Source organism: Pseudomonas sp. NPDC090755 (assembly GCF_044769005.1).
Classification (GTDB): Bacteria; Pseudomonadota; Gammaproteobacteria; order Pseudomonadales; family Pseudomonadaceae; genus Aquipseudomonas.
In genome coordinates, this window is record NZ_JBIVXC010000005.1 from 279,816 (window position 1) to 298,757 (window position 18,942).

17 protein-coding genes and 2 pseudogenes are annotated in these 18,942 nt (G+C 63.5%); 6 read left to right on the plus strand and 13 right to left on the minus strand.

The features are described from left to right. The first annotated feature begins 70 nt into the window (after positions 1-70). Together mnmC and ACIQUS_RS11125 are read left to right on the plus strand one after the other, a co-directional pair. Positions 71-2,062, plus strand: coding sequence for a bifunctional tRNA (5-methylaminomethyl-2-thiouridine)(34)-methyltransferase MnmD/FAD-dependent 5-carboxymethylaminomethyl-2-thiouridine(34) oxidoreductase MnmC (mnmC, locus tag ACIQUS_RS11120; protein ID WP_403046710.1), 1,992 nt, complete (start codon positions 71-73; stop codon positions 2,060-2,062). A gap of 73 nt (positions 2,063-2,135) precedes the next feature. Next, positions 2,136-2,363, plus strand: a complete 228-nt coding sequence (locus ACIQUS_RS11125; protein WP_403046712.1) for a YheU family protein — start codon at positions 2,136-2,138, stop codon at positions 2,361-2,363. Here ACIQUS_RS11125 and csrA read toward each other — a convergent pair whose 3' ends face one another. From csrA to ACIQUS_RS11140, 3 genes are all read right to left on the minus strand, one after another. Further along, positions 2,364-2,546, minus strand: coding sequence for a carbon storage regulator CsrA (gene csrA, locus ACIQUS_RS11130; protein ID WP_403046714.1), 183 nt, complete (start codon positions 2,544-2,546; stop codon positions 2,364-2,366). Between the two features lie 133 nt (positions 2,547-2,679). Continuing rightward, complete coding sequence (locus ACIQUS_RS11135) at positions 2,680-3,012, minus strand: YnfA family protein (protein WP_403046716.1); 333 nt, start codon at positions 3,010-3,012, stop codon at positions 2,680-2,682. Between the two features lie 52 nt (positions 3,013-3,064). Then, positions 3,065-3,880, minus strand: a complete 816-nt coding sequence (locus ACIQUS_RS11140) for an SDR family oxidoreductase (protein ID WP_403046718.1) — start codon at positions 3,878-3,880, stop codon at positions 3,065-3,067. A gap of 229 nt (positions 3,881-4,109) precedes the next feature. Here ACIQUS_RS11140 and ACIQUS_RS11145 point away from each other — a divergent pair, with 229 nt between their 5' ends. Then, positions 4,110-4,262, plus strand: coding sequence for a DUF3309 family protein (locus tag ACIQUS_RS11145; protein WP_403046721.1), 153 nt, complete (start codon positions 4,110-4,112; stop codon positions 4,260-4,262). Between the two features lie 117 nt (positions 4,263-4,379). On the opposite strand, the pseudogene ACIQUS_RS11150 reads toward ACIQUS_RS11145, so the two are convergent. The 7 genes and pseudogenes from ACIQUS_RS11150 to ACIQUS_RS11180 form a co-directional block, all read right to left on the minus strand. Then, positions 4,380-4,946: pseudogene (locus ACIQUS_RS11150) on the minus strand (response regulator); the annotation flags it as partial. 154 nt (positions 4,947-5,100) lie between these two features. Next, positions 5,101-7,866, minus strand: a pseudogene (locus tag ACIQUS_RS11155) (transporter substrate-binding domain-containing protein); the annotation flags it as partial. A gap of 12 nt (positions 7,867-7,878) precedes the next feature. Continuing rightward, positions 7,879-8,505 (minus strand): response regulator, encoded by a 627-nt coding sequence (locus ACIQUS_RS11160; protein ID WP_403046724.1) that lies wholly within the window; start codon positions 8,503-8,505, stop codon positions 7,879-7,881. A gap of 2 nt (positions 8,506-8,507) precedes the next feature. Beyond that, positions 8,508-8,726 carry a hypothetical protein gene (locus ACIQUS_RS11165; RefSeq protein WP_403046727.1) on the minus strand — a complete coding sequence of 73 codons (219 nt, stop codon included), beginning with the start codon at positions 8,724-8,726 and terminating at the stop codon, positions 8,508-8,510. A 364-nt stretch (positions 8,727-9,090) separates the two neighbouring features. Beyond that, positions 9,091-10,749 (minus strand): cation acetate symporter, encoded by a 1,659-nt coding sequence (locus ACIQUS_RS11170; protein WP_403046730.1) that lies wholly within the window; start codon positions 10,747-10,749, stop codon positions 9,091-9,093. Next, positions 10,746-11,057 carry a DUF485 domain-containing protein gene (locus ACIQUS_RS11175; protein WP_285861211.1) on the minus strand — a complete coding sequence of 104 codons (312 nt, stop codon included), beginning with the start codon at positions 11,055-11,057 and terminating at the stop codon, positions 10,746-10,748. The genes ACIQUS_RS11170 and ACIQUS_RS11175 overlap by 4 nt, the downstream gene beginning before the upstream one ends. A gap of 191 nt (positions 11,058-11,248) precedes the next feature. Continuing rightward, on the minus strand, positions 11,249-12,097 hold the full coding sequence (locus ACIQUS_RS11180; protein ID WP_403046734.1) for a glycine betaine ABC transporter substrate-binding protein: 849 nt from the start codon (positions 12,095-12,097) through the stop codon (positions 11,249-11,251). A gap of 225 nt (positions 12,098-12,322) precedes the next feature. On the opposite strand from ACIQUS_RS11180, the gene ACIQUS_RS11185 reads away from it, so the two are divergent. Continuing rightward, positions 12,323-13,879, plus strand: a complete 1,557-nt coding sequence (locus ACIQUS_RS11185) for a beta (1-6) glucans synthase (RefSeq protein WP_403046736.1) — start codon at positions 12,323-12,325, stop codon at positions 13,877-13,879. A 126-nt stretch (positions 13,880-14,005) separates the two neighbouring features. Here the strand turns inward: ACIQUS_RS11185 and ACIQUS_RS11190 are convergent, their stop codons facing one another. Then, positions 14,006-14,368, minus strand: coding sequence for a hypothetical protein (locus ACIQUS_RS11190; protein WP_403046739.1), 363 nt, complete (start codon positions 14,366-14,368; stop codon positions 14,006-14,008). A 241-nt stretch (positions 14,369-14,609) separates the two neighbouring features. On the opposite strand from ACIQUS_RS11190, the gene ACIQUS_RS11195 reads away from it, so the two are divergent. Further along, positions 14,610-15,908, plus strand: coding sequence for a serine/threonine protein kinase (locus tag ACIQUS_RS11195; protein WP_403046742.1), 1,299 nt, complete (start codon positions 14,610-14,612; stop codon positions 15,906-15,908). Further along, positions 15,901-16,686, plus strand: a complete 786-nt coding sequence (locus ACIQUS_RS11200; protein ID WP_403046745.1) for a VacJ family lipoprotein — start codon at positions 15,901-15,903, stop codon at positions 16,684-16,686. Before ACIQUS_RS11195 ends, ACIQUS_RS11200 begins: the two co-directional genes overlap by 8 nt. A 15-nt stretch (positions 16,687-16,701) precedes the next feature. Here the strand turns inward: ACIQUS_RS11200 and ACIQUS_RS11205 are convergent, their stop codons facing one another. Continuing rightward, the gene (locus ACIQUS_RS11205) at positions 16,702-17,847 is read right to left on the minus strand and encodes a patatin-like phospholipase family protein (RefSeq protein WP_403046747.1); all 1,146 of its coding nucleotides are present in this window, start codon (positions 17,845-17,847) and stop codon (positions 16,702-16,704) included. A gap of 63 nt (positions 17,848-17,910) precedes the next feature. Next, positions 17,911-18,843 carry a lipid A biosynthesis lauroyl acyltransferase gene (locus ACIQUS_RS11210; RefSeq protein ID WP_403046750.1) on the minus strand — a complete coding sequence of 311 codons (933 nt, stop codon included), beginning with the start codon at positions 18,841-18,843 and terminating at the stop codon, positions 17,911-17,913. Positions 18,844-18,942 lie beyond the last annotated feature (99 nt).

Consider the following 18,942-nt stretch of genomic DNA (forward strand, 5'->3'; position numbering starts at 1 on the left):
TGCCGCAGGTCAGTCCAACAGGGGACCTGCGATCGGCTAAAATGCCGCTCTAGCCCCACCCGAGCCGACCATGACCGATGTAATCCACTACGCCCAGATCGACTGGGACGACCAGGGCCGACCCCATTCGCGCCAGTTCGATGACATCTACTTTTCCAAGGACCAGAGCCTGGAAGAGACCCGTCACGTATTCATTGACCAGAACGACCTGCGCCAGCGCTTCAGTGCACTGCAACCCGGTCGAGGCCTGGTGATCGGTGAAACCGGTTTCGGTACCGGGCTCAACTTCTTTTGCGCCTGGCAATTGTTCGACGCGTGCGCCGCTGCCGATGCCCGCCTGCATTTCATCAGCGTGGAGAAATATCCCCTCAGCCGCGCCGACCTGACCCGCGCACTGGCCCTGTGGCCGGAACTGGCGCCCTTCAGTACCCAATTGCTGGCGCAGTATGTGGCCGTGCACGAGGGCTTCCAGAGCTTCGTCTTCGACCAGGGCCGGGTACGCCTGACCCTGATGATCGGCGATGTGCTGGAGCAGTTGCCGCAACTCGATGCCCAGGTCGATGCCTGGTTCCTCGACGGCTTCGCGCCGGCCAAGAACCCGCAGATGTGGACACCGGAACTGTTCGCCCAGGTCGGCCGGCTGTCCGCGCCAGGCGCCACCCTCGGCACCTTCACCAGCACTGGCTGGGTACGTCGCGGGCTGATTGCGGTGGGCTTCCAGATGAAGCGCATTCCCGGCATCGGCAAAAAGTGGGAGATCCTGCGCGGGGTCTTTGGCGGTCGACCCACCGACCTTGAACCCGAGCCGCCTGCAGCGCCCTGGTTCGCCCGCCCCACGGCCCTGCCCGGCCCGCGCCAGGCCCTGGTGATCGGTGCCGGTCTTGCCGGTTGTGCCACGGCGGCGAGCCTGGCGGCGCGAGGCTGGCAGGTCAGCGTACTGGAGCGCCACGCCACCGCGGCAGCCGAGGCCTCAGGCAACCCACAGGGCGTGCTCTACCTCAAGCTCTCGGCCCACGGCACGGCCTTGTCACGACTGATCCTCTGCGGATTCGGCTACACCCGGCGCCTGCTCGAAGCCCTGCAAAAAGGCCGTGACTGGGACGCTTGCGGGGTCCTGCAACTGGCCTTCGATACCAAGGAAGACCAGCGCCAGGCGCTGCTGGCCGAGGCCTTCGACCCGCAATTGCTGGAACGCCTGGACCGCGAACAGGCGCAGGCACTGGCCGGGGTGACCCTGGCCTGCGGCGGTCTGTTCTACCCGGAAGGTGGCTGGGTGCATCCGCCCGCCTTGTGCCAGGCACAATTGCGGCATCCGAACATCACCTTGCTGCCCCACCATCAGGTGCTGCAGCTGCGCAAGGTCGAGGGCCTGTGGCAGGCCTGGGAAAGCGAGAAACTGCTGGCCAGTGCGCCACTGGTGGTGCTGGCCACCGCGGCCGAGATCCAGCGCTTCGAGCCCTGCGCAAGCCTGCCACTCAAGCGTATTCGCGGCCAGATCACCCGCCTGCCCGTCACGGCGCGCAGCCAGGTCCTGGGCACCGTGGTCTGTGCCGACGGCTATGTTGCACCGCCCCGTGACGGCGAGCACACCCTGGGTGCCAGTTTCGACTTCCATAGCACCGACCTCACCCCCACCGTCGGCGAGCACATCGGCAACCTCGGTCTGCTGGAAGAAATTTCCGCTGACCTGGCCGAGCGCCTCGGCGCCCATGAGATCGACCCGCACACCCTGCAGGGTCGCGCCGCCTTCCGCTGCACAAGCCCCGACTACCTGCCGATCGTTGGCCCGCTGGCTGACCGGCAAGCCTTCGAGCAGGACTACGCGGTGCTGGCCAAGGATGCCCGGCAGATCCCGGACACGCCCTGCCCCTGGCTCGATGGACTGTTCATCAACAGCGGCCATGGATCTCGCGGGTTGATCACCGCGCCCCTGTCGGGCGAACTGATCGCCGCCTGGGCCGACAATGCGCCCCTGCCGGTACCGCGTAGCGTCGCCGAGGCCTGCCACCCGAATCGCTTCATGCTGCGCGAGTTGATTCGCGGCAAGGGCAAGCGCAACTGAAACGCCCGTGCCTACACAGCCAGGACAGGTTTCGCGTAGCATAGGCGATCACTTCGCCAAGCCTGTCCTGCCCATGCTGATTCCCTACGACCAACTGGAAGCCGAAACCCTCACCCGCCTGATCGAGGACTTCGTCACCCGCGACGGCACCGACAACGGCGACGACACGCCCCTGGAAACCCGCGTCCTGCGCGTGCGCCAGGCCCTGGCGAAGGGGCAGGCCTTCATCCTCTTCGACCTCGAGAGCCAGCAATGCCAGCTGCTGGCCAAGCATGAGATACCCAAGGAACTGTTCGACTGATCAGTCCGTTTCCTTGGCCAGCGTTTCATTGAGGCGCCGGTAGATTTCCGACCGGTGCACGTCCACATGGCGGGGGGCACAGATACCGAAGCGCACCTCGTTGCCATCGACGGAAATCACCTTGATCCTGATATGGTCATCAATGACGATGACTTCACCCACTTCTCGGCCAATTACCAACATGTCTCTGGTCCTCCACAAATGGAATTCAGAGACTGGCCTGGGTGTAGGCCTCCATCAACGCCCCTACAACTAATTAGACGCAGCCTACTTGCTGCGCTGAATTTGCCTACAAATTGACCGGGATTTCCTCGCCTCAGGCATTGTGCAGGCGCGGCCCCAGCACAATGATGCTGGCTCCCAGTACGCACAACAGCGCACCGATCCAGTCACTGCCCAGGGGTCGCGCACGCTCAATCAGCGCCAGCCACAGCAAGGACGTGACAATGTAGATGCCACCGTACGCGGCATAGGCACGCCCGGCATACGCCGCTTCGACGCGGGTGAGGATCAAGGCGAACAGGGTCAGGCTGAGCAACGCCGGGGCAATCCACCAGGCACTCTTGCCCAGCCGCAACCACATGTAGAACGCATAGCAGCCGGCGATTTCAAAGACCGCCGCCAGAAAAAACCACAGGTAGTTGATCACATCGGGTACTCAAGGCCATTCAAAGACCGCCCAGAATACCCGATGCACTCACTCAAGCCTGCGACGGCCTGGCCTTGGCGCGCATTTTCTCAGCCATGCCGGCCATTTCGTCATAAATCGCCTGCGGGTTACGCTGCTTGAGCGCCCAGGCTTCACGCCCCAGCTCGTGGGGCAGGATCAGGAACTCGCCAGCGGCCACTTGCCGATGGATATAGTCGGCAATGTCGGCGGCGCTGATCGGCGAGCTTTCCAGCAGTTTGCCAACCTGGGCTTTCATGGCGGGTGTCGGGCCACGGAAAGAGTCCAGCAGGTTGGTCTGGAAGAACGACGGGCACACCACGTGCACTGCCACTTCCTGCTGGCGCAGCTCGATCAGCAGGCTTTCGGAAAGCGCCAGCACACCGGCCTTGGCCACGTTGTAGTTGCTCATGGCCGGTCCCTGCATCAGGGCCGCCATCGAGGCGATGTTGATGATCCGCCCTTTGCTGCGCTCAAGCAGGGGCAGGAACGCCTTGCAGCCCTTGACCACGCCCATCAGGTTGATCGCGATCTGCCAGTCCCAGTCTTCCAGGGACAGCTCGGCGAAGAAGCCACCGGCGGCGACGCCGGCGTTGTTGACGATCACATCGATGCCGCCGAATTTCTCCTCGCAGGCCTGGGCCAACGCGGTCAGCTGGCTGTAGTCGCGGACATCGCAGCGCTGTACGAAGCCATCGCCGCCGGCATCCCTGACCAGGGCCAGGGTTTCCTTCAGGCCCGCCTCGTTGACATCGGCCAACGCCAATTGCCACCCCTCGCGCGCCCAGCGCAACGCAATCTCGCGGCCGAGCCCGGAGCCGGCACCGGTAATCATCATGCGGTTCTGCATAGCAGCAAGCCTTGTTCTGTCCTGGAAAGTGATCGCCAGTGTAGCGAAGGCCCGGGCCGCGCAGACCCGCTATCAGGATGCTGAATGGCGCAGGCAAACGTGGCTCGCAGGCAGACCGGTAAAACTTTTGCACCACCGCACAGGTCGCAATGGATAGGCGGCCATGATTCCCAGGGCCGAACAGAGGATTGCCCACACCCACTCTCTCACCCTATGCAAGGATTCCGACATGACCACGATACTCATCATCATCCTGATCCTGCTGTTGATTGGTGGCTTACCGGTTTTCCCCCACTCGCGCAACTGGGGCTATGGTCCCTCGGGGGTCCTCGGCGTTGTGCTGGTGGTACTGCTGGTGCTGTTGTTGCTGGGCATGATATGACCCCAGGCCGGCCCGGTCGCCAGCATCCAGCTGGCGCCGGGCCTGCAGCAGGCTCGCCTGCAGTGCCAGGATGGCGTCCCGTACGCTCAAGCCATGGTGACGCACACCATCCGCCGAGCCCCGGCTGGCGGTACATTGGCGCTCAAGCGCTTCACACGCAGTCACCAGCTCGCCGGCTCTGATCATCCTTGCCCCACCCTTGATCCTGTGGGCGAGCGCCATCAGGGTTGCCCGGTCATTGACCCGCAGCGCCAGCATCAACTGCTTGAGGTCCGGGCGGTTGCTGCGCAGCAAATCCTCAAGCAGCGCCCGAGCTGCCAACGTGTTGCCCCGGGCCAGGTGGAGCAGGGATTGAAACGCGCCATCCGACGGGCAATCGCGCTGTTGCGACGGCGTGTGGCGATCGAGTCCTTCGGCCAGCGCCTCCAGGCTCAGGGGCTTGAACAGGCAGTCGTTCATGCCCACCGCCTGGCAGCGCTGGCGCTCTCGCGCCAGGGCATTGGCGGTGATGCCCAGCACCAGGCAAGGCGGTGCCAGGCACCGCGACTCGTGCAGGCGTATTGCACGCACCAGGGCATAGCCATCGAGCCCGGGCATGTTGCAATCGCTGATCACCACATCGAAGCGTTCGCCGAGGAAGGCACGCAATGCCTGCCCCCCCCTCTTCGGCCACGCTGACCTCATGACCGAGGTATTCCAGTTGTTGCACCAGCAGCAACCGGTTGGGCGGGTAATCCTCCGCGACCAGCACGCGCAAGCGGGCCTGCACCAGGTTGTCCTCCGGGCTGCTGGCGCCTGCCGGTTCGTCGCCCTCGCCCTTGCTGCGCTCGAGCAGCAGCTTTACGTCGACCCGGGTTCCTGCACCCAGACGGCTGTACAACTGCAAGCTGCCCCCCATCAGCCGACACAGGGTCCGGCTGATGTTCAGGCCAAGACCACTGCCACGTCGCGCTGACTGGTTGCAATTGCTGGCCTGACGGAAAGCCTCACCAAGCTGTGCCAGCTCGGCAGGAGGAATGCCGATGCCGGTGTCTTCGACACTCATGGCCAGCGCCAGACGCCCGCCCTGCGGGTGCAGGCCAAGGTGAACCCGTACGTGGCCGGCCGGGGTGAACTTGAGGGCATTGCTCAGCACGTTGCCGAGCACTTGCCGAAAGCGCATCGGGTCGAGCATCAGCTGGGTGTCCACCGGCCCTTGATAATCCACCCGCAGTGCCAGCCCCTTGTCACGCGCCTGCTGTTCGAACAGTCGCACCACCGCCTCCACCTCGGTCCGCACCTGTGTCCGCCGCGGCACCAACTGCAGTTGACCTGCCTCGATGCGCGAGACATCGAGGATATCGCCAACCAGCGACTGCAAGCCGCGCGCGGCATCCGAGGCCACCTCGATCGACAACCGGTCCGCCACCCCTTGGCGGGCCTTGCGCAAGGACAGCTCGAGCATGCCCAGTAGCGCATTCATGGGCGTGCGGATTTCGTGACTCATGGTGGCCAGGAAATGCGTCTTCGCCAGGTTGGCGCGCTCGGCTTCCTGCTTGGCGCCTTGCAGGCGGACCTGCAGGCGCTGGCGGTCAGTGACATCGATCCAGCCGGCGATCACCCCGACATGCCCCTGGCGCTGGTGTCGATAGGGCAACATCCAATGGTTGAGGGTCATGTGCCGCCGGCTATTGCCCAGCACCACCTGGCAATCCTCGACGCTGACCTGGCCGGTGCGCAGCACCTCGCGCCACACCCGCTGCCAGGCCAGTTGCTCGGACTCACCCACCGGCTGCCCGATAACCGATTCGAGCGACACGTCGAGGGTTTGCAGGTAGCTGCTGTTACAGGCAAGCAATCGCCCCTTGTCGTCGCACACATAGATCGGGTGGGGCATGCGGTCGATCATCTCGCGCATGAAATCGAGCTGATCGGCCAGCACGCGCTCGGCCTGCTCACGCAAGCGGACCTGACGGCGCAAGGCGCGGATCCAGGACAACGCCAGCAGCACGACCACCCCCGCCACGGCACTGCCCTGCAGGACCCGCCAGCGCAGCCTTGGCCAGAAGCCTTCGGCGACGATCACCTCGTTGCGCCACCCCTGCAGCAATTCACCCAGTTCCTGCGGTGTCAGGCCCAGCAGCGCCTTGTCCAGGATCGAGTGCAGCTCCCGCGCCCCACGCGCCGTAGCCAGGGCCAGGTGTACGGGTTCAAGAGCCAGGGCGGCACTGATCTTGAGCTGTTCCGGGTAACTGCGGGCGACTTGGTACCGTGCTGCCTCCAGGGCCAGCACCGCACCATCGGCCTGCCCCTGGGCGACCAGACGCAAGGCTTGGGTCGGGCTTTGCGCCACCACCTGCTCGATCTGCGGATAGTCGCGGCGCAGGTAGTCTTCCAGGACACTGCCATGGATCAGCGCCAGGCGTTGCCCCGCCAACTGCTCCAGGCTGATCGGTGCCTGCGGTGAATCCCGCGTGACCAGTACACGTGTGGTGCTGAAATAAGCACGGGTGATGCTCAGTTGCCGCTCACGCAGCGTACTGGGCGTCGACACGGCCATGACCTGGACGTCACCCTGATGCAGTTGCTCGATCATCTGCGCCATGGTGCCGCCCTGGATGATCTCGAAATTCAACCCGGTCATGCGCCCGATGCGCCGCAACACATCGATGCTCAGGCCACGGTGACGGCCCTGGGCGTCGCGGTAGCTGAACGGCAGGAACTGTTCATCGAGCACCACCCGCACCCGGGGATTGCTGTCCAGCCAGTGTTGCTCGGCCGCGCTCAGCGTGACCCGGGTCCGGTCTCGCCATCCCGGTTCCACAGCGTTCCAGCGCCGCTGGATACGTTCGTGCTGGGCGTCTTCGATACTGATCAATACCCGGTTGATCAGCCGTCGCAGCGGTCCGTTGCGCTCTGCCACGGCAAAACCGATCGGCTGGCCGGGCACGGCCGCATAGCCTTCGATCTTCAGGTTATCGAACTGCTGCTTGGCCAATTGGTGCCAGCTGGCCTGGGCGTTGCCCAGGTACAGATCGGCCTGTCCAAGCGCGACTGCCGCCATGGCGCCCAGGGTCGAAGGAAACGCCAGCACCTGGGCCTGGGGGTACAACTGCGTGACGTGCTCGACCGACCGATAGCCCTGCACCATCGCCAGGCGCACAGGTCCTTTTACTTCCGGGCTGCCTTCACGACTGGCCAACACCGGCCAGTCGGAGGCATAGGCCTGCGACAAGCGCACACCCGCTTGCTGAGCCTGGGTGGCGGTGACACTGCTCAATATATCGATGTCACCTGCCTGCAATGCGCTTACAGCAGACGTGAACGTGTCATAGGTACGCACATCAACCGCCAGGTTCAGTTGCATAGCGATCAATTGGGCGTAGTCGGCGCTGATACCTTCGTACTGTCGACCGGTGCCGAGGATATCGAAGGGCGGCTTGTCGGGCCGCACCACCCCAAGGCGCAGTTGGCGATGAGCCCACAGCCAGCGCAGGTCGCTGTCGGCCAGTTGCAGGTGCGGGCCTGAGAGCGTGCTGCGGCCGTGCAGGCGAGGCACGCCATCACCTGCCAGGACAGGTGACAGATAGCACAGCAACAGCACCAGCAGCGCATACTTTCCCACAGCCAGGCAGGACTAGATCAGTTGGTTGCGCCTGGCGATATTCGCCAGGTCAACCTGTGACTTCACCCTGAGCTTCTCGAGCAATCGGGTCTTGTAGGTACTGATGGTCTTGTTGCTCAGCAGCATGGCCTCACCGATGGCCTTGTTACTCAAGCCCCGTGCCAGTTGTTGCAGGATCATCAGCTCACGGTCGCTCAGGCTGGCAATGCGCTGCGCCTCGGTGGCCTGAATGTCATGGCGGTTCACCGAACTGAAGGCCACCGCCGGGAAGTAAGTGAAGCCCGACAGCACAGCCGTCACCGCCTTGCTCAGCTCAACCAGGTCATCGGACTTGGACACGAAGCCCAGCGCCCCGGCGCGCATGCAGCGCAGGGAAAAATAGTCAGCCTGCTGCGAGGTCAGCACCAGCACCTTGGCCGGTCGTTCCATGGCCCGGGTGCGGGCAATCACCTCAAGGCCGTCGAGCCCGGGCAAGGTGATGTCGAGGATCATGATATCCGGCACGTATTCTCGCGCCATGCGTACCGCGTCGAGGCCATTGTCGGCCTGGCCGATGACCTCCAGTCGGTCCTGGCGCAATAGGGTACAGACGGTGGAGCGGATGAAGGGATGATCATCCACGACGAGCGCTTTTTGCATGGTCAGCCCTTGAAGGTCATTTCCCGACGGCTTTCACCTTCGAGCAATTCGAATCGATACGGCCGGCCGAGCCGGGCGGAAAACTCACGCACCCGTTTGAGCAAGGTGCTTCTACCCCCCTCCAGGTCATCGTAGAGGGTACCGGCATTGCGTTCCCAAGCCGCCTGCAAGGTGCCGGCGGACAGGAGCACACCCAAAGAGAACAACCCGCGAACAGTCATTTTCATACCTCGGAGCAAAGCTGCCATGTGGCAAATTAGTATTGCCGCGCATCGCCCCTTGGCGGGTCTGAAACACAGGCCGGGCATTTCTGAGGCAAAGGTCCGGAAATTCGTAGGAATCAGCGCAAAGCCAAACATCCGCGTCGAAGACCACGGTGATCTCTCAGTCGGCTGACCTGGCCGCCCCCGTGCTCACTGCCGGTTCAGCGAAATGCTGTTGGCGGGAGAAATTATTCGTAAGTGCAGGCTTACAAAGAGCAGGAAGGTTCCGGCCGTCCTTGGGAAATTTCCTGGCGATACGAGTAAATTTCCGAAAAAAAAACGCCCCGACTAGCGGGGCGTTTTTTGTGCAGCGGCGCAGGCGTCAGTGGGAAACAGCACCACTGGCACCCAGGCCGGTCTGCGAGCGGACGAACTGCGGGAAGAACAGCGCGCGTTCTTTATCAGCCGCCTTGGACTTGTCGGTGACCGAGAAGAACCAGATACCGGCAAAGGCGATGAGCATCGAGAACAGCGCCGGGTACTCATACGGGTAGATGGCTTTCTCGTGGCCGAGGATCTGCACCCAGATGGTCGGGCCGAGGATCATCAGCGCCACGGCACTGACCAGGCCCATCCAGCCGCCGATCATGGCGCCACGGGTGGTCAGCTTCTTCCAGTACATCGAGAGCAGCAGTACCGGGAAGTTGCAGCTGGCGGCGATGGAGAACGCCAGGCCGACCATGAAGGCGATGTTCTGGCTTTCGAACAGGATGCCCAGGCCGATCGCCAGTACCGCCAGGGCGATGGTGGTGATCTTCGAGACGCGGATCTCATCCTTTTCGTTGGCCTTGCCCTTCTTGATCACGCTGGCATACAAGTCGTGGGACACCGCCGAAGCACCGGCCAGGGTCAGGCCGGCGACCACCGCCAGGATGGTGGCGAAGGCCACGGCCGAGATGAAGCCCAGGAACACGCTGCCACCCACGGCATCGGCCAGGTGCACGGCGGCCATGTTGTTGCCGCCGATCAGGGCGCCGGCAGCGTCCTTGAAGGTCGGGTTGGTGCTCACCAGCAGGATCGCGCCGAAGCCGATGATGAAGGTCAGGATGTAGAAGTAGCCGATGAAACCGGTGGCATACAGCACGCTCTTGCGCGCTTCCTTGGCGTCGCTGACAGTGAAGAAGCGCATCAGGATGTGCGGCAGGCCCGCGGTGCCGAACATCAATGCCAGGCCCAGGGAGAAGGCCGAGACCGGATCTTTCACCAGACCGCCCGGGCTCATGATCGCTTCACCTTTGGGGTGAACCTCGATGGCCTGGGAGAACAGCGCGTTGAAGTCGAAGTTGACGTGTTTCATCACCATCAGTGCCATGAAGCTGGCACCGGAGAGCAGCAGCACCGCCTTGATGATCTGTACCCAGGTGGTGGCCAGCATGCCGCCGAACAGCACGTACAGGCACATCAGGATACCGACCAGGATCACCGCGACATGGTAGTCCAGGCCGAACAACAGCTGGATCAACTTGCCGGCACCGACCATCTGCGCGATCAGGTAGAACGCCACCACCACCAGCGAGCCCGAGGCCGACAGGGTGCGGATTTCCTTCTGACCCAGGCGATAGGAGGCCACGTCGGCAAAGGTGTATTTGCCCAGGTTACGCAGGCGTTCGGCGATCAGGAAGAGAATGATCGGCCAGCCGACCAGGAAGCCGATCGAGTAGATCAGACCATCGTAGCCAGAGGTGAACACCAGGGCGGAAATACCCAGGAAGGAGGCGGCCGACATGTAGTCACCGGCAATCGCCAGGCCGTTCTGGAAGCCGGTGATTCGCCCACCCGCGGCATAGTAGTCGGAGGCGGAATTGTTTCGCTTGGACGCCCAGTAGGTGATGCACAGGGTGGCACCGACGAAGGCGACGAACATCAGGATCGCCGCCATGTTCAAAGGTTGCTTCTGCACCGCGCCGGTGAGGGCGTCGGCGGCCCAGACGGCGGGTGCGAAAGCGCCGAAGGCCAGGGTTGCCAGTAGACGCCGGATCATTGCTGAGCCTCCTTCAGAATCGCCTTGTTCAGCTCATCGAACTCACCGTTGGCACGACGCACGTAGATACCGGTGAGGATGAACGCCGACACGATCAGACCGACGCCCAGGGGGATGCCCCAGGTGATCGACGAGTCAGGGCTGAGTTTGGTCCCAAGGACTTGCGGGCCGTAGGCGATCAACAGGATGAAGGCGGAGTAGAGACCGAGCATGATCGCCGAGAGGATCCAGGCGAAACGTTCGCGTTTTGACACCAGCTCCTTGAACCGCGAGCTGTTTTGTATCGAGAGGTAAATGCTGTCGTTCATTGTTTTTGTCCTCGCAGCACAGATTAGGTAGAACCCACTCCACTTTATGCTGCCTTTGGACGCGCTCCAGACGACCTTAGTCTTAGATGCAACACTGTTTTACCGATTCGGTAACAGCCAGAAACGACAAGGGCCGCAGCACCTTTTCTGGTGCTGCGGCCCTGGAAGGTGCCGGATAGAGGCTTCAGATGTTATTTAGCGGTCCATTCGGCGACGCGCTCAGGGTGCTTGGCCACCCAGTCCTTGGCTGCGGCTTCGGGTTTTGCGCCCTCTTGAATGGCCAACATGACCTCGCCGATTTCATCCTTGGATTGCCACTGGAACTTTTTCAGGAAGTCGGCCACTTCCGGTGCCTTGCTCGCCAGCTCCTTGCTGCCAATGCTGTTGACGGTCTCGGCAGCGCCGTATACGCCTTTGGGGTCTTCGAGGAACTTGAGCTTCCACTTGGCGAACATCCAGTGCGGCACCCAACCGGTCACGGCAATGGACTGTTGCTTGGCATAGGCGCGGCCCAGCTCCGCAGTCATCGCCGCGCCGGAACTGGCCTGGAGTTTGTAGCCGTTCAGGTCATAGTCCTTGATCGCCTGGTCGGTCTTGAGCATGACCCCGGAACCGGCGTCGATACCGACGATCTTGTGTTTGAAACTGTCGTCGCTCTTGAGATCGGCCAGGGAGCTGGCCTTGACGTACTCGGGAACAATCAGGCCGATCTTGGCGTCCTTGAAGTTGGGACCGTAGTCGACCACGTTGTCTTTGTTCTTGCTCCAGTACTCACCATGGGTCACCGGCAACCAGGCCGACATCATCGCATCGAGCTTGCCAGTCGCCACCCCCTGCCACATGATCCCGGTGGCCACGGCCTGCAGCTTGACGTCGTAACCGAGTTTCTGCCTGATCACTTCGGCGGCCACGTTGGTGGTCGCCACACTGTCGGACCAGCCATCGACGTAGCCGATGCTCACTTCCTTGGCCAGCGCTTGCGCAGCGCCAACGGCCATCATCAGGGCGGTGCCCACGCCCAGGAGTCGTCGCATTTTCATCAAAGCATCCCCTCGTCTCGTCAACGGAAGTTGCATCATCAACCGCGCATGGTCCCTGACCTGCTCTGGCAGCGACCTCAAGGCATCGAGAAACGACATCACTAAGCCAGCAAGGTGTACCGTTACATCAGGCAACACCCAGCCCGGTCAACTTTGTGGTTCAAGGCTTTAGCCGGGGCCATTTGCGGGTACTATTGGCGGCTTTGTTCCCTGATGGCCTGATCCATGTCCTCGACTGCCCGCTTCCCGCTGATGTCCTATCTGTTCGCCTGCCTGCTCGGCCTGCTGGCGCTGGGAGGGCTCTGGTACGGACTGGGCAAGCCGGTTGTACTGCCTGACGCGGCCAGCGCCTCGCACAAGTTGCAGTGCGCCTCCTACACCCCCTTCGACAAGGACCAATCGCCCTTCGACCAGCCGTTCAAGCTGCGTCCGGCGCGCATGGACGCCGACCTCGCCCTGCTGGCCCAGCGCTTCGAGTGCATCCGTACCTACTCGATGACCGGGCTTGAAGCCATTCCCGGCCTTGCCCGCAAGCATGGCCTGAAAGTCATGCTCGGCGCCTGGATCAACGCCAACCCGGTCGACAACCAAAAAGAAGTCAAGGCGCTGATTGCCGCCGCCAACGCCAACCCCGACGTGGTCAAGGCGGTGATCGTCGGCAACGAGACGCTGCTGCGCAAGGAAGTCACCGGCCCGCAACTGGTCAGCCTGATCCACCAGGTGAAAAGCCAGGTCAACGTGCCGGTCACCTATGCCGACGTCTGGGAGTTCTGGTTGCAGTATCCGCAAATCGCCCCGGCCGTGGACTTCCTGACCATCCACCTGCTGCCTTACTGGGAAGATGATCCACGGGGCATCGACGATGCCCTGGCGCACGTGGGCGAAATCCGCCAGGTGTTCGGCAATCGCTTCGCTCCCAAGGATATCGTCATCGGTGAAACCGGCTGGCCCAGCGAAGGCCGCCAGCGCGAAACCGCCCTGCCCAGCCCGGTCAACGAGGCGCGCTTCATTCGCGGGTTCGTCGCCATGGCCGAACAACATGGCTGGCACTACAACCTGATCGAAGCCTTCGACCAGCCCTGGAAACGTGCCAGCGAAGGTGCGGTGGGGGGCTACTGGGGCCTGTACGACGCTGACCGCCAGGACAAGGGCATCCTCGAAGGCCCGGTCAGCAACCTGGCGCTCTGGCCGCAATGGCTGGGCGTTTGCGTCGCGCTGTTCTTCACCACCCTGCTGCTGGCCGGCCGCGTGCGCGGCACCCGCGCGGCCTTGCTGCTGCCCCAGCTGGCCGCGCTGGGTGCAGCCAGCCTGGGGCTGTGGGGCGAACTGGCGCGGATCAACAGCCGTTTTGCCGGTGAGTGGATCTGGGCGGTGCTGCTTGCCGGATTGAACCTGATCGTACTGGCCCATGGTGCCTTGGCCCTGGCCCAGCGCGATGGCTGGCGCCAGCGGGCCTTCGCCTGGCTCGAGGCGCGCGGTGGCTGGTGGCTGGCAGCAGCGGGCTTTGCCGCGGCGGTGAGCATGCTGGCGCTGGTGTTCGACCCGCGCTATCGCACCTTCCCCAGCGCTGCGCTGGTGCTGCCGGCGGTGGTCTACCTGCTGCGCCCGGTGCGCGGACCAAGGGCCGAAATCGGCCTGCTGGCCTTCATTGTCGGCGCCGGGATCGCGCCGCAGCTGTTTCGCGAGGGCTTGAGCAACCAGCAGGCGCTGGTCTGGGCGGGGGTGAGTGTGCTGATGGTGGCGGCATTGTGGCGTAGCTTGCGGGTTCGGGGCATACGCTGAACACAACCGTAGCCGCTGCCGCCAGGCTGCGATCGACTGCGCAGCAGTCGCAATGCAGGTAACCCCCTACGACCGCTTCGCGGCCGATCGCAGCCTGGCGGCAGCGGCTACGGCAATACCTTGGGCTCAGCGGGAACGGCGCACCAACCGCAACCCCGCCAGCACCACGGCGAACACTGCGATGGAGGCGCTGTACAACACCAGCGCCGGAACCCCGGCCACCAGCGCCAGCACCGCCACCCGCCAGCCAGCCCGCCCGGGCACCAGCTGGGCCAGCAGCGCCAGACCCAACGCCGTCCAGGCAATCACCCGAAAGTGAATCAGCAGCCCCAGGGCCGAACGCGCCTGGCACTGCCAGAGCTGGGCCTGATCGGCACAGGCGCCAACCCACTGGGCATCCTCCATCAGTCCATAGCGCACCCCGTAACTGGCCGCCAGCCACAAGGGCAGGAACAGCAACAAGGCGATCAGTGGCAAACGGCGGGACATGGAGGGCTCCGTAATCTTCGAAATCGGCGCCCAGCATAAAGGCCCGCGCGCTCTATGCAAGGCAAAAGCGCCAACCTCGGCTACTTTGAACAGAAGATAAATGGAACCAATTGTTGCTGCATCACACTCGCAACCGGCAACATCTGGGACGATAAAGGCCGGAGCGCCAGGCAACTTTGCCGCGGACCTTGGGTCCTAGCCTGCGTAACGCACTTTGCTGCTGCTTTTTTGGGGATCCGTCATGCTTCGTTTACTGCGCCTTGCTGCCCTCGCCGGCGGCCTTTTCCTGAGTGCGTCCGCGTCAGCGCAGGATGTCGATGCCGCCAGCTACGGCTACCCGCTGACCAACCCGTTCGAGGCGACCATCGCCACCACGCCACCGGAGCTGCGTCCGGAGTTGCCCAGCGACGATGACATCGACCAGTCCGACTACAGCCTGAACATGCGCCCGGAGCGCTCCTTCACCCTGCCGGAAAACTTCTGGGCAGTGAAGCAGCTCAAGTACCGCCTGGCCCGCCAGGACCACGAAGCGCCGTTGATCTTCCTCATCGCCGGTACCGGAGCGCCCTACTCCAGCAGCATCAACGAATACCTGAAAAAACTGTTCTACAAGGCCGGCTACCATGTGGTGCAGCTGTCCTCGCCCACCAGCTTCGATTTCATGACCTCGGCCTCGCGCTACGCCACCCCGGGCGTCAGCCGCGATGACGCCGAGGACTTGTACCGCGTCATGCAAGGTGTGCGGGCCCAGCACCCGAAACTGCCGGTCAGCGAGTTCTACCTCAGCGGTTACAGCCTTGGCGCCCTGGACGCCGCGTTCGTCAGCCATCTGGACGAAACCCGGCGCAGTTTCAATTTCAAGCGTGTGCTGCTGCTCAACCCGCCGGTCAACCTCTACACCTCGGTCACCAACCTGGACAAACTGGTGCAGACCGAGGTCAAAGGCGTCAACAACAGCACCACCTTCTACGAACTGGTGCTGAACAAACTGACCCGCTACTTCCAGCAAAGAGGCTACATCGACCTCAACGATGCCCTGCTCTATGACTTCCAGCAGTCGCGCCAACACCTGAGCAACGAACAGATGGCCATGCTCATCGGCACGTCGTTCCGCTTCTCCGCCGCCGATATCGCCTTCACCTCGGACCTGATCAACCGCCGCGGGCTGATCACTCCGCCCAAGTACCCGATCACCGAGAGCAGCAGCCTTACGCCGTTCTTCAAGCGGGCCCTGCAGTGCGACTTCGATTGCTACCTGACCGAACAGGTTATTCCCATGTGGCGGGCGCGCACCGATGGCGGCAGCCTGCTGCAACTGATCGACCAGGTCAGCCTCTATGCCCTCAAGGACTACCTGCAGCAAAGCCAGAAGATTGCCGTGATGACCAACGCCGACGACGTCATCCTGGGCCCGGGCGATCTTGGTTTCCTGCGCAGTGCCTTCGGCGATCGCCTGACCCTGTACCCCCACGGCGGCCATTGCGGCAACCTCAACTACCGCGTCAACAGCGACGCCATGCTGGAGTTTTTCCGTGGTTAAACGTTTTCTGCTCGTATCTGCATTGCTGGCCAGCGGCCTGGCCCAGGCGGACGAGACCGCACCACGTGCCAGTGTGGTCGAGGCCGACGGTTTCGCCGCGCCGCTCAAGGAACTCAAGTTCAACCCTGGCCTGGACCAGCGCGAGTTCGAACGCTCGACCCTGGCGGCGCTCAACGTCTATGACCCGTTCGAGGCGATGAATCGCAGGCTCTACCATTTCAACTACCGATTCGACCAGTGGGTGGCGTTGCCGGTGGTCAATGGCTATCGCTACATCACGCCAGGCTTCGTGCGCTCCGGCGTCAGCAACTTCTTCAGCAACCTGGGCGATGTGCCCAACCTGCTCAACAGCCTGCTGCAACTCAAGGGCCAGCGCTCGATGGAAATCACCGCGCGCCTGCTGCTCAACACCACCATCGGCGTGGCAGGCCTGTGGGACCCGGCGAGCAAAATGGGGCTGCCCCACCAGGGTGAAGACTTCGGCCAGACCCTGGGCTTCTACGGCGTGCCCGACGGGCCTTACCTGATGCTGCCGTTCCTGGGCCCGTCCAACCTGCGTGACACCGGTGGCCTGGCAGTGGATTTCGTCGCCGAAAACCAGATCAACTTCCTCAACGTTGCCGAAGTCAGCAGCAATCATCCGGAATTGGTAGCCCTGCGCGCCGTCGACAAGCGCTACACCACCAACCTGCGTTATGGCCAGCTGAACTCGCCGTTCGAGTACGAGAAGGTCCGCTACGTCTACACCGAGGCACGCAAGCTGCAGATCGCCGAATAAGCCCGATGCCAGCGCCTACAGGCCGAGGAAGTGGCCCAGTTCCCGGCGCTTGGCCAGGGCGTCACGCCGCCCCAGTTCGATCAGCTCGCTGCAGTAACCGGCCTCGAACAACAGGTAGCTGAGCACCCCGGCACCGCTGGTCCTGGTCGCACCGGGGCCACGCAGGAACAGGCGCAGGGCGGCCGGCAGTTCGCGCCGATGGCGGGCGGCGATTTCATCCAGCGGCTGGCTCGGCGCGACCACCAGCACCTCCACCGGCGCCAGCCCCAGGCGCCGGCGCTCCAAGTGTTCTGGCATCAGGTGGCTCAGGTGATTGAGGCGCTGCAACAGCTCGATGTCATCTTCCAGGCTGTCAATGAAGGTACTGTTGAGCATGTGCCCGCCGATTTGCGCCAGGCTCGGCTGTTGCCCGCTGAAAATCCGCGGCCGCGGTTGCCCCTCTGCAGGACGGTGCGGGTTACCGCTGACCCCGACCACCAACACCCGACTGGCGCCCAGGTGCAGGGCCGGGCTGATCGGTGCCGACTGGCGCACCGCGCCGTCGCCGAAATACTCCTCGCCCAGCTTGACCGGCGCGAACAGCAGGGGAATCGCCGAGCTGGCCAACAAGTGCTCGACCGTCAAGCGCGTGGGCAGGCCGATGCGCCGGTGGCGCAACCAGGGATCGATAGCGCCCTTGCCCTGGTAGAAGGTCACCGCCTGGCCGGACTCGTAGCCGAACGCAGTCACCGCCACCGCGTGCAGATGGTGTTGTTCGAGGGCATGGCCGATTCCGTTGAGGTCCAGGTTGTGGTTGAGCAAGTGGCGCAGCGGTGAACTGTCGAGCAACGCCACCGGCACCGGGGCGCCCAGGCCGAGCAGGCTGTGGCCGACGAAGCGGCTGGCCTGGCGGATCACCCCGGGCCAGTCGCTGCGTAGCACCTGGTGGCTGCGAAAGCCCTGCCAGAAGCTGGTCAGGCGGCGGATCGCGTCGGCAAAGTGCAGCGCCCCGCTGGCCAGGGTGACGGCATTGATGGCCCCGGCCGAGGTGCCGACGATCACCGGGAACGGATTGGCCGCCCCGGGTGGCAGCAGGTCGGCGATGCCGGCCAGCACACCCACCTGGTAGGCGGCACGGGCGCCGCCGCCGGAGAGGATCAAGCCGGTGATCGGTGTTGTCATGGAGCTTCCCTGGCAAAATTGTGGAGCACTCATCGCGACGACTCGACTTGCCCCGCGATTGCATCAACGCCGTTTTTTGTAGAGCTTCGGCTCCCCCGGTGGCCGCGACTTGAAGCGCCGGTGCGCCCACAGGTACTGCTCGGGGCATTCGCGCAAGGACGCCTCGATCCACTGGTTGATGCGCAGGCAGTCGGCTTCCTCGGTCTCGCCAGGGAAATCCTCCAGCGGCGGATGGATCACCAGCCGGTATCCGCTGCCATCGGCCAGGCGCTGCTGGGTGAAGGGAATCACCCGGGCCTTGCCCAGGCGGGCGAACTTGGTGGTGGCGGTCACGGTGGCGGCCTGGATGCCGAACAGCGGCACGAACAGGCTCTGCTTGGCGCCGTAGTCCTGGTCGGGTGCATACCAGATGGCACGGCCGGCGCGCAGCAGCTTGAGCATGCCACGCACGTCCTCGCGCTCCACCGCCAGCGAGTCGAGGTTATGCCGCTCGCGGCCACGGCGCTGGATGTAATCGAACAGCGGGTTGCCGTGCTCACGGTACATGCCGTCGATGGTGTGCTCCTGACCGAGCAAGGCCGCACCGATCTCCAGGGTGGTGAAATGCAGGGCCATGAGGATGGCACCCTGGCCATCACGCTGGGCGGCCTGCAGGTGCTCCAACCCTTCGATGTGTGCCAGGCGTGCCAAGCGGGCCTTTGGCCACCACCAGCTCATGGCCATTTCGAAGAAGGCGATGCCGGTGGAGGCGAAATTTTCCTTGAGCAGGCGCTGCCGTTCGACGAACGGTAGTTCCGGGAAGCACAGCTCCAGATTGCGCGCAGCAATGTACCGGCGCTCACCGGCCACCCGGTACATCAGCGCCCCCAGGACACGGCCGATCACCAGCAATACCCGGTACGGCAGCTGCACGATCAGCCACAGCAGGCCCAGCCCCAGCCACAGCGGCCAGAAGCGCGGGTGCAGAAAATAACGACGAAATTGCGGGCGATCCATTAACGATTCCGGAAAGACAAGGGCCGGGCATTCTACAACGGTTCGGCACGGGTTGCGGCTAACCGGCGTTCTCGTTATAAGTCTGGGCACTTTTTTCGT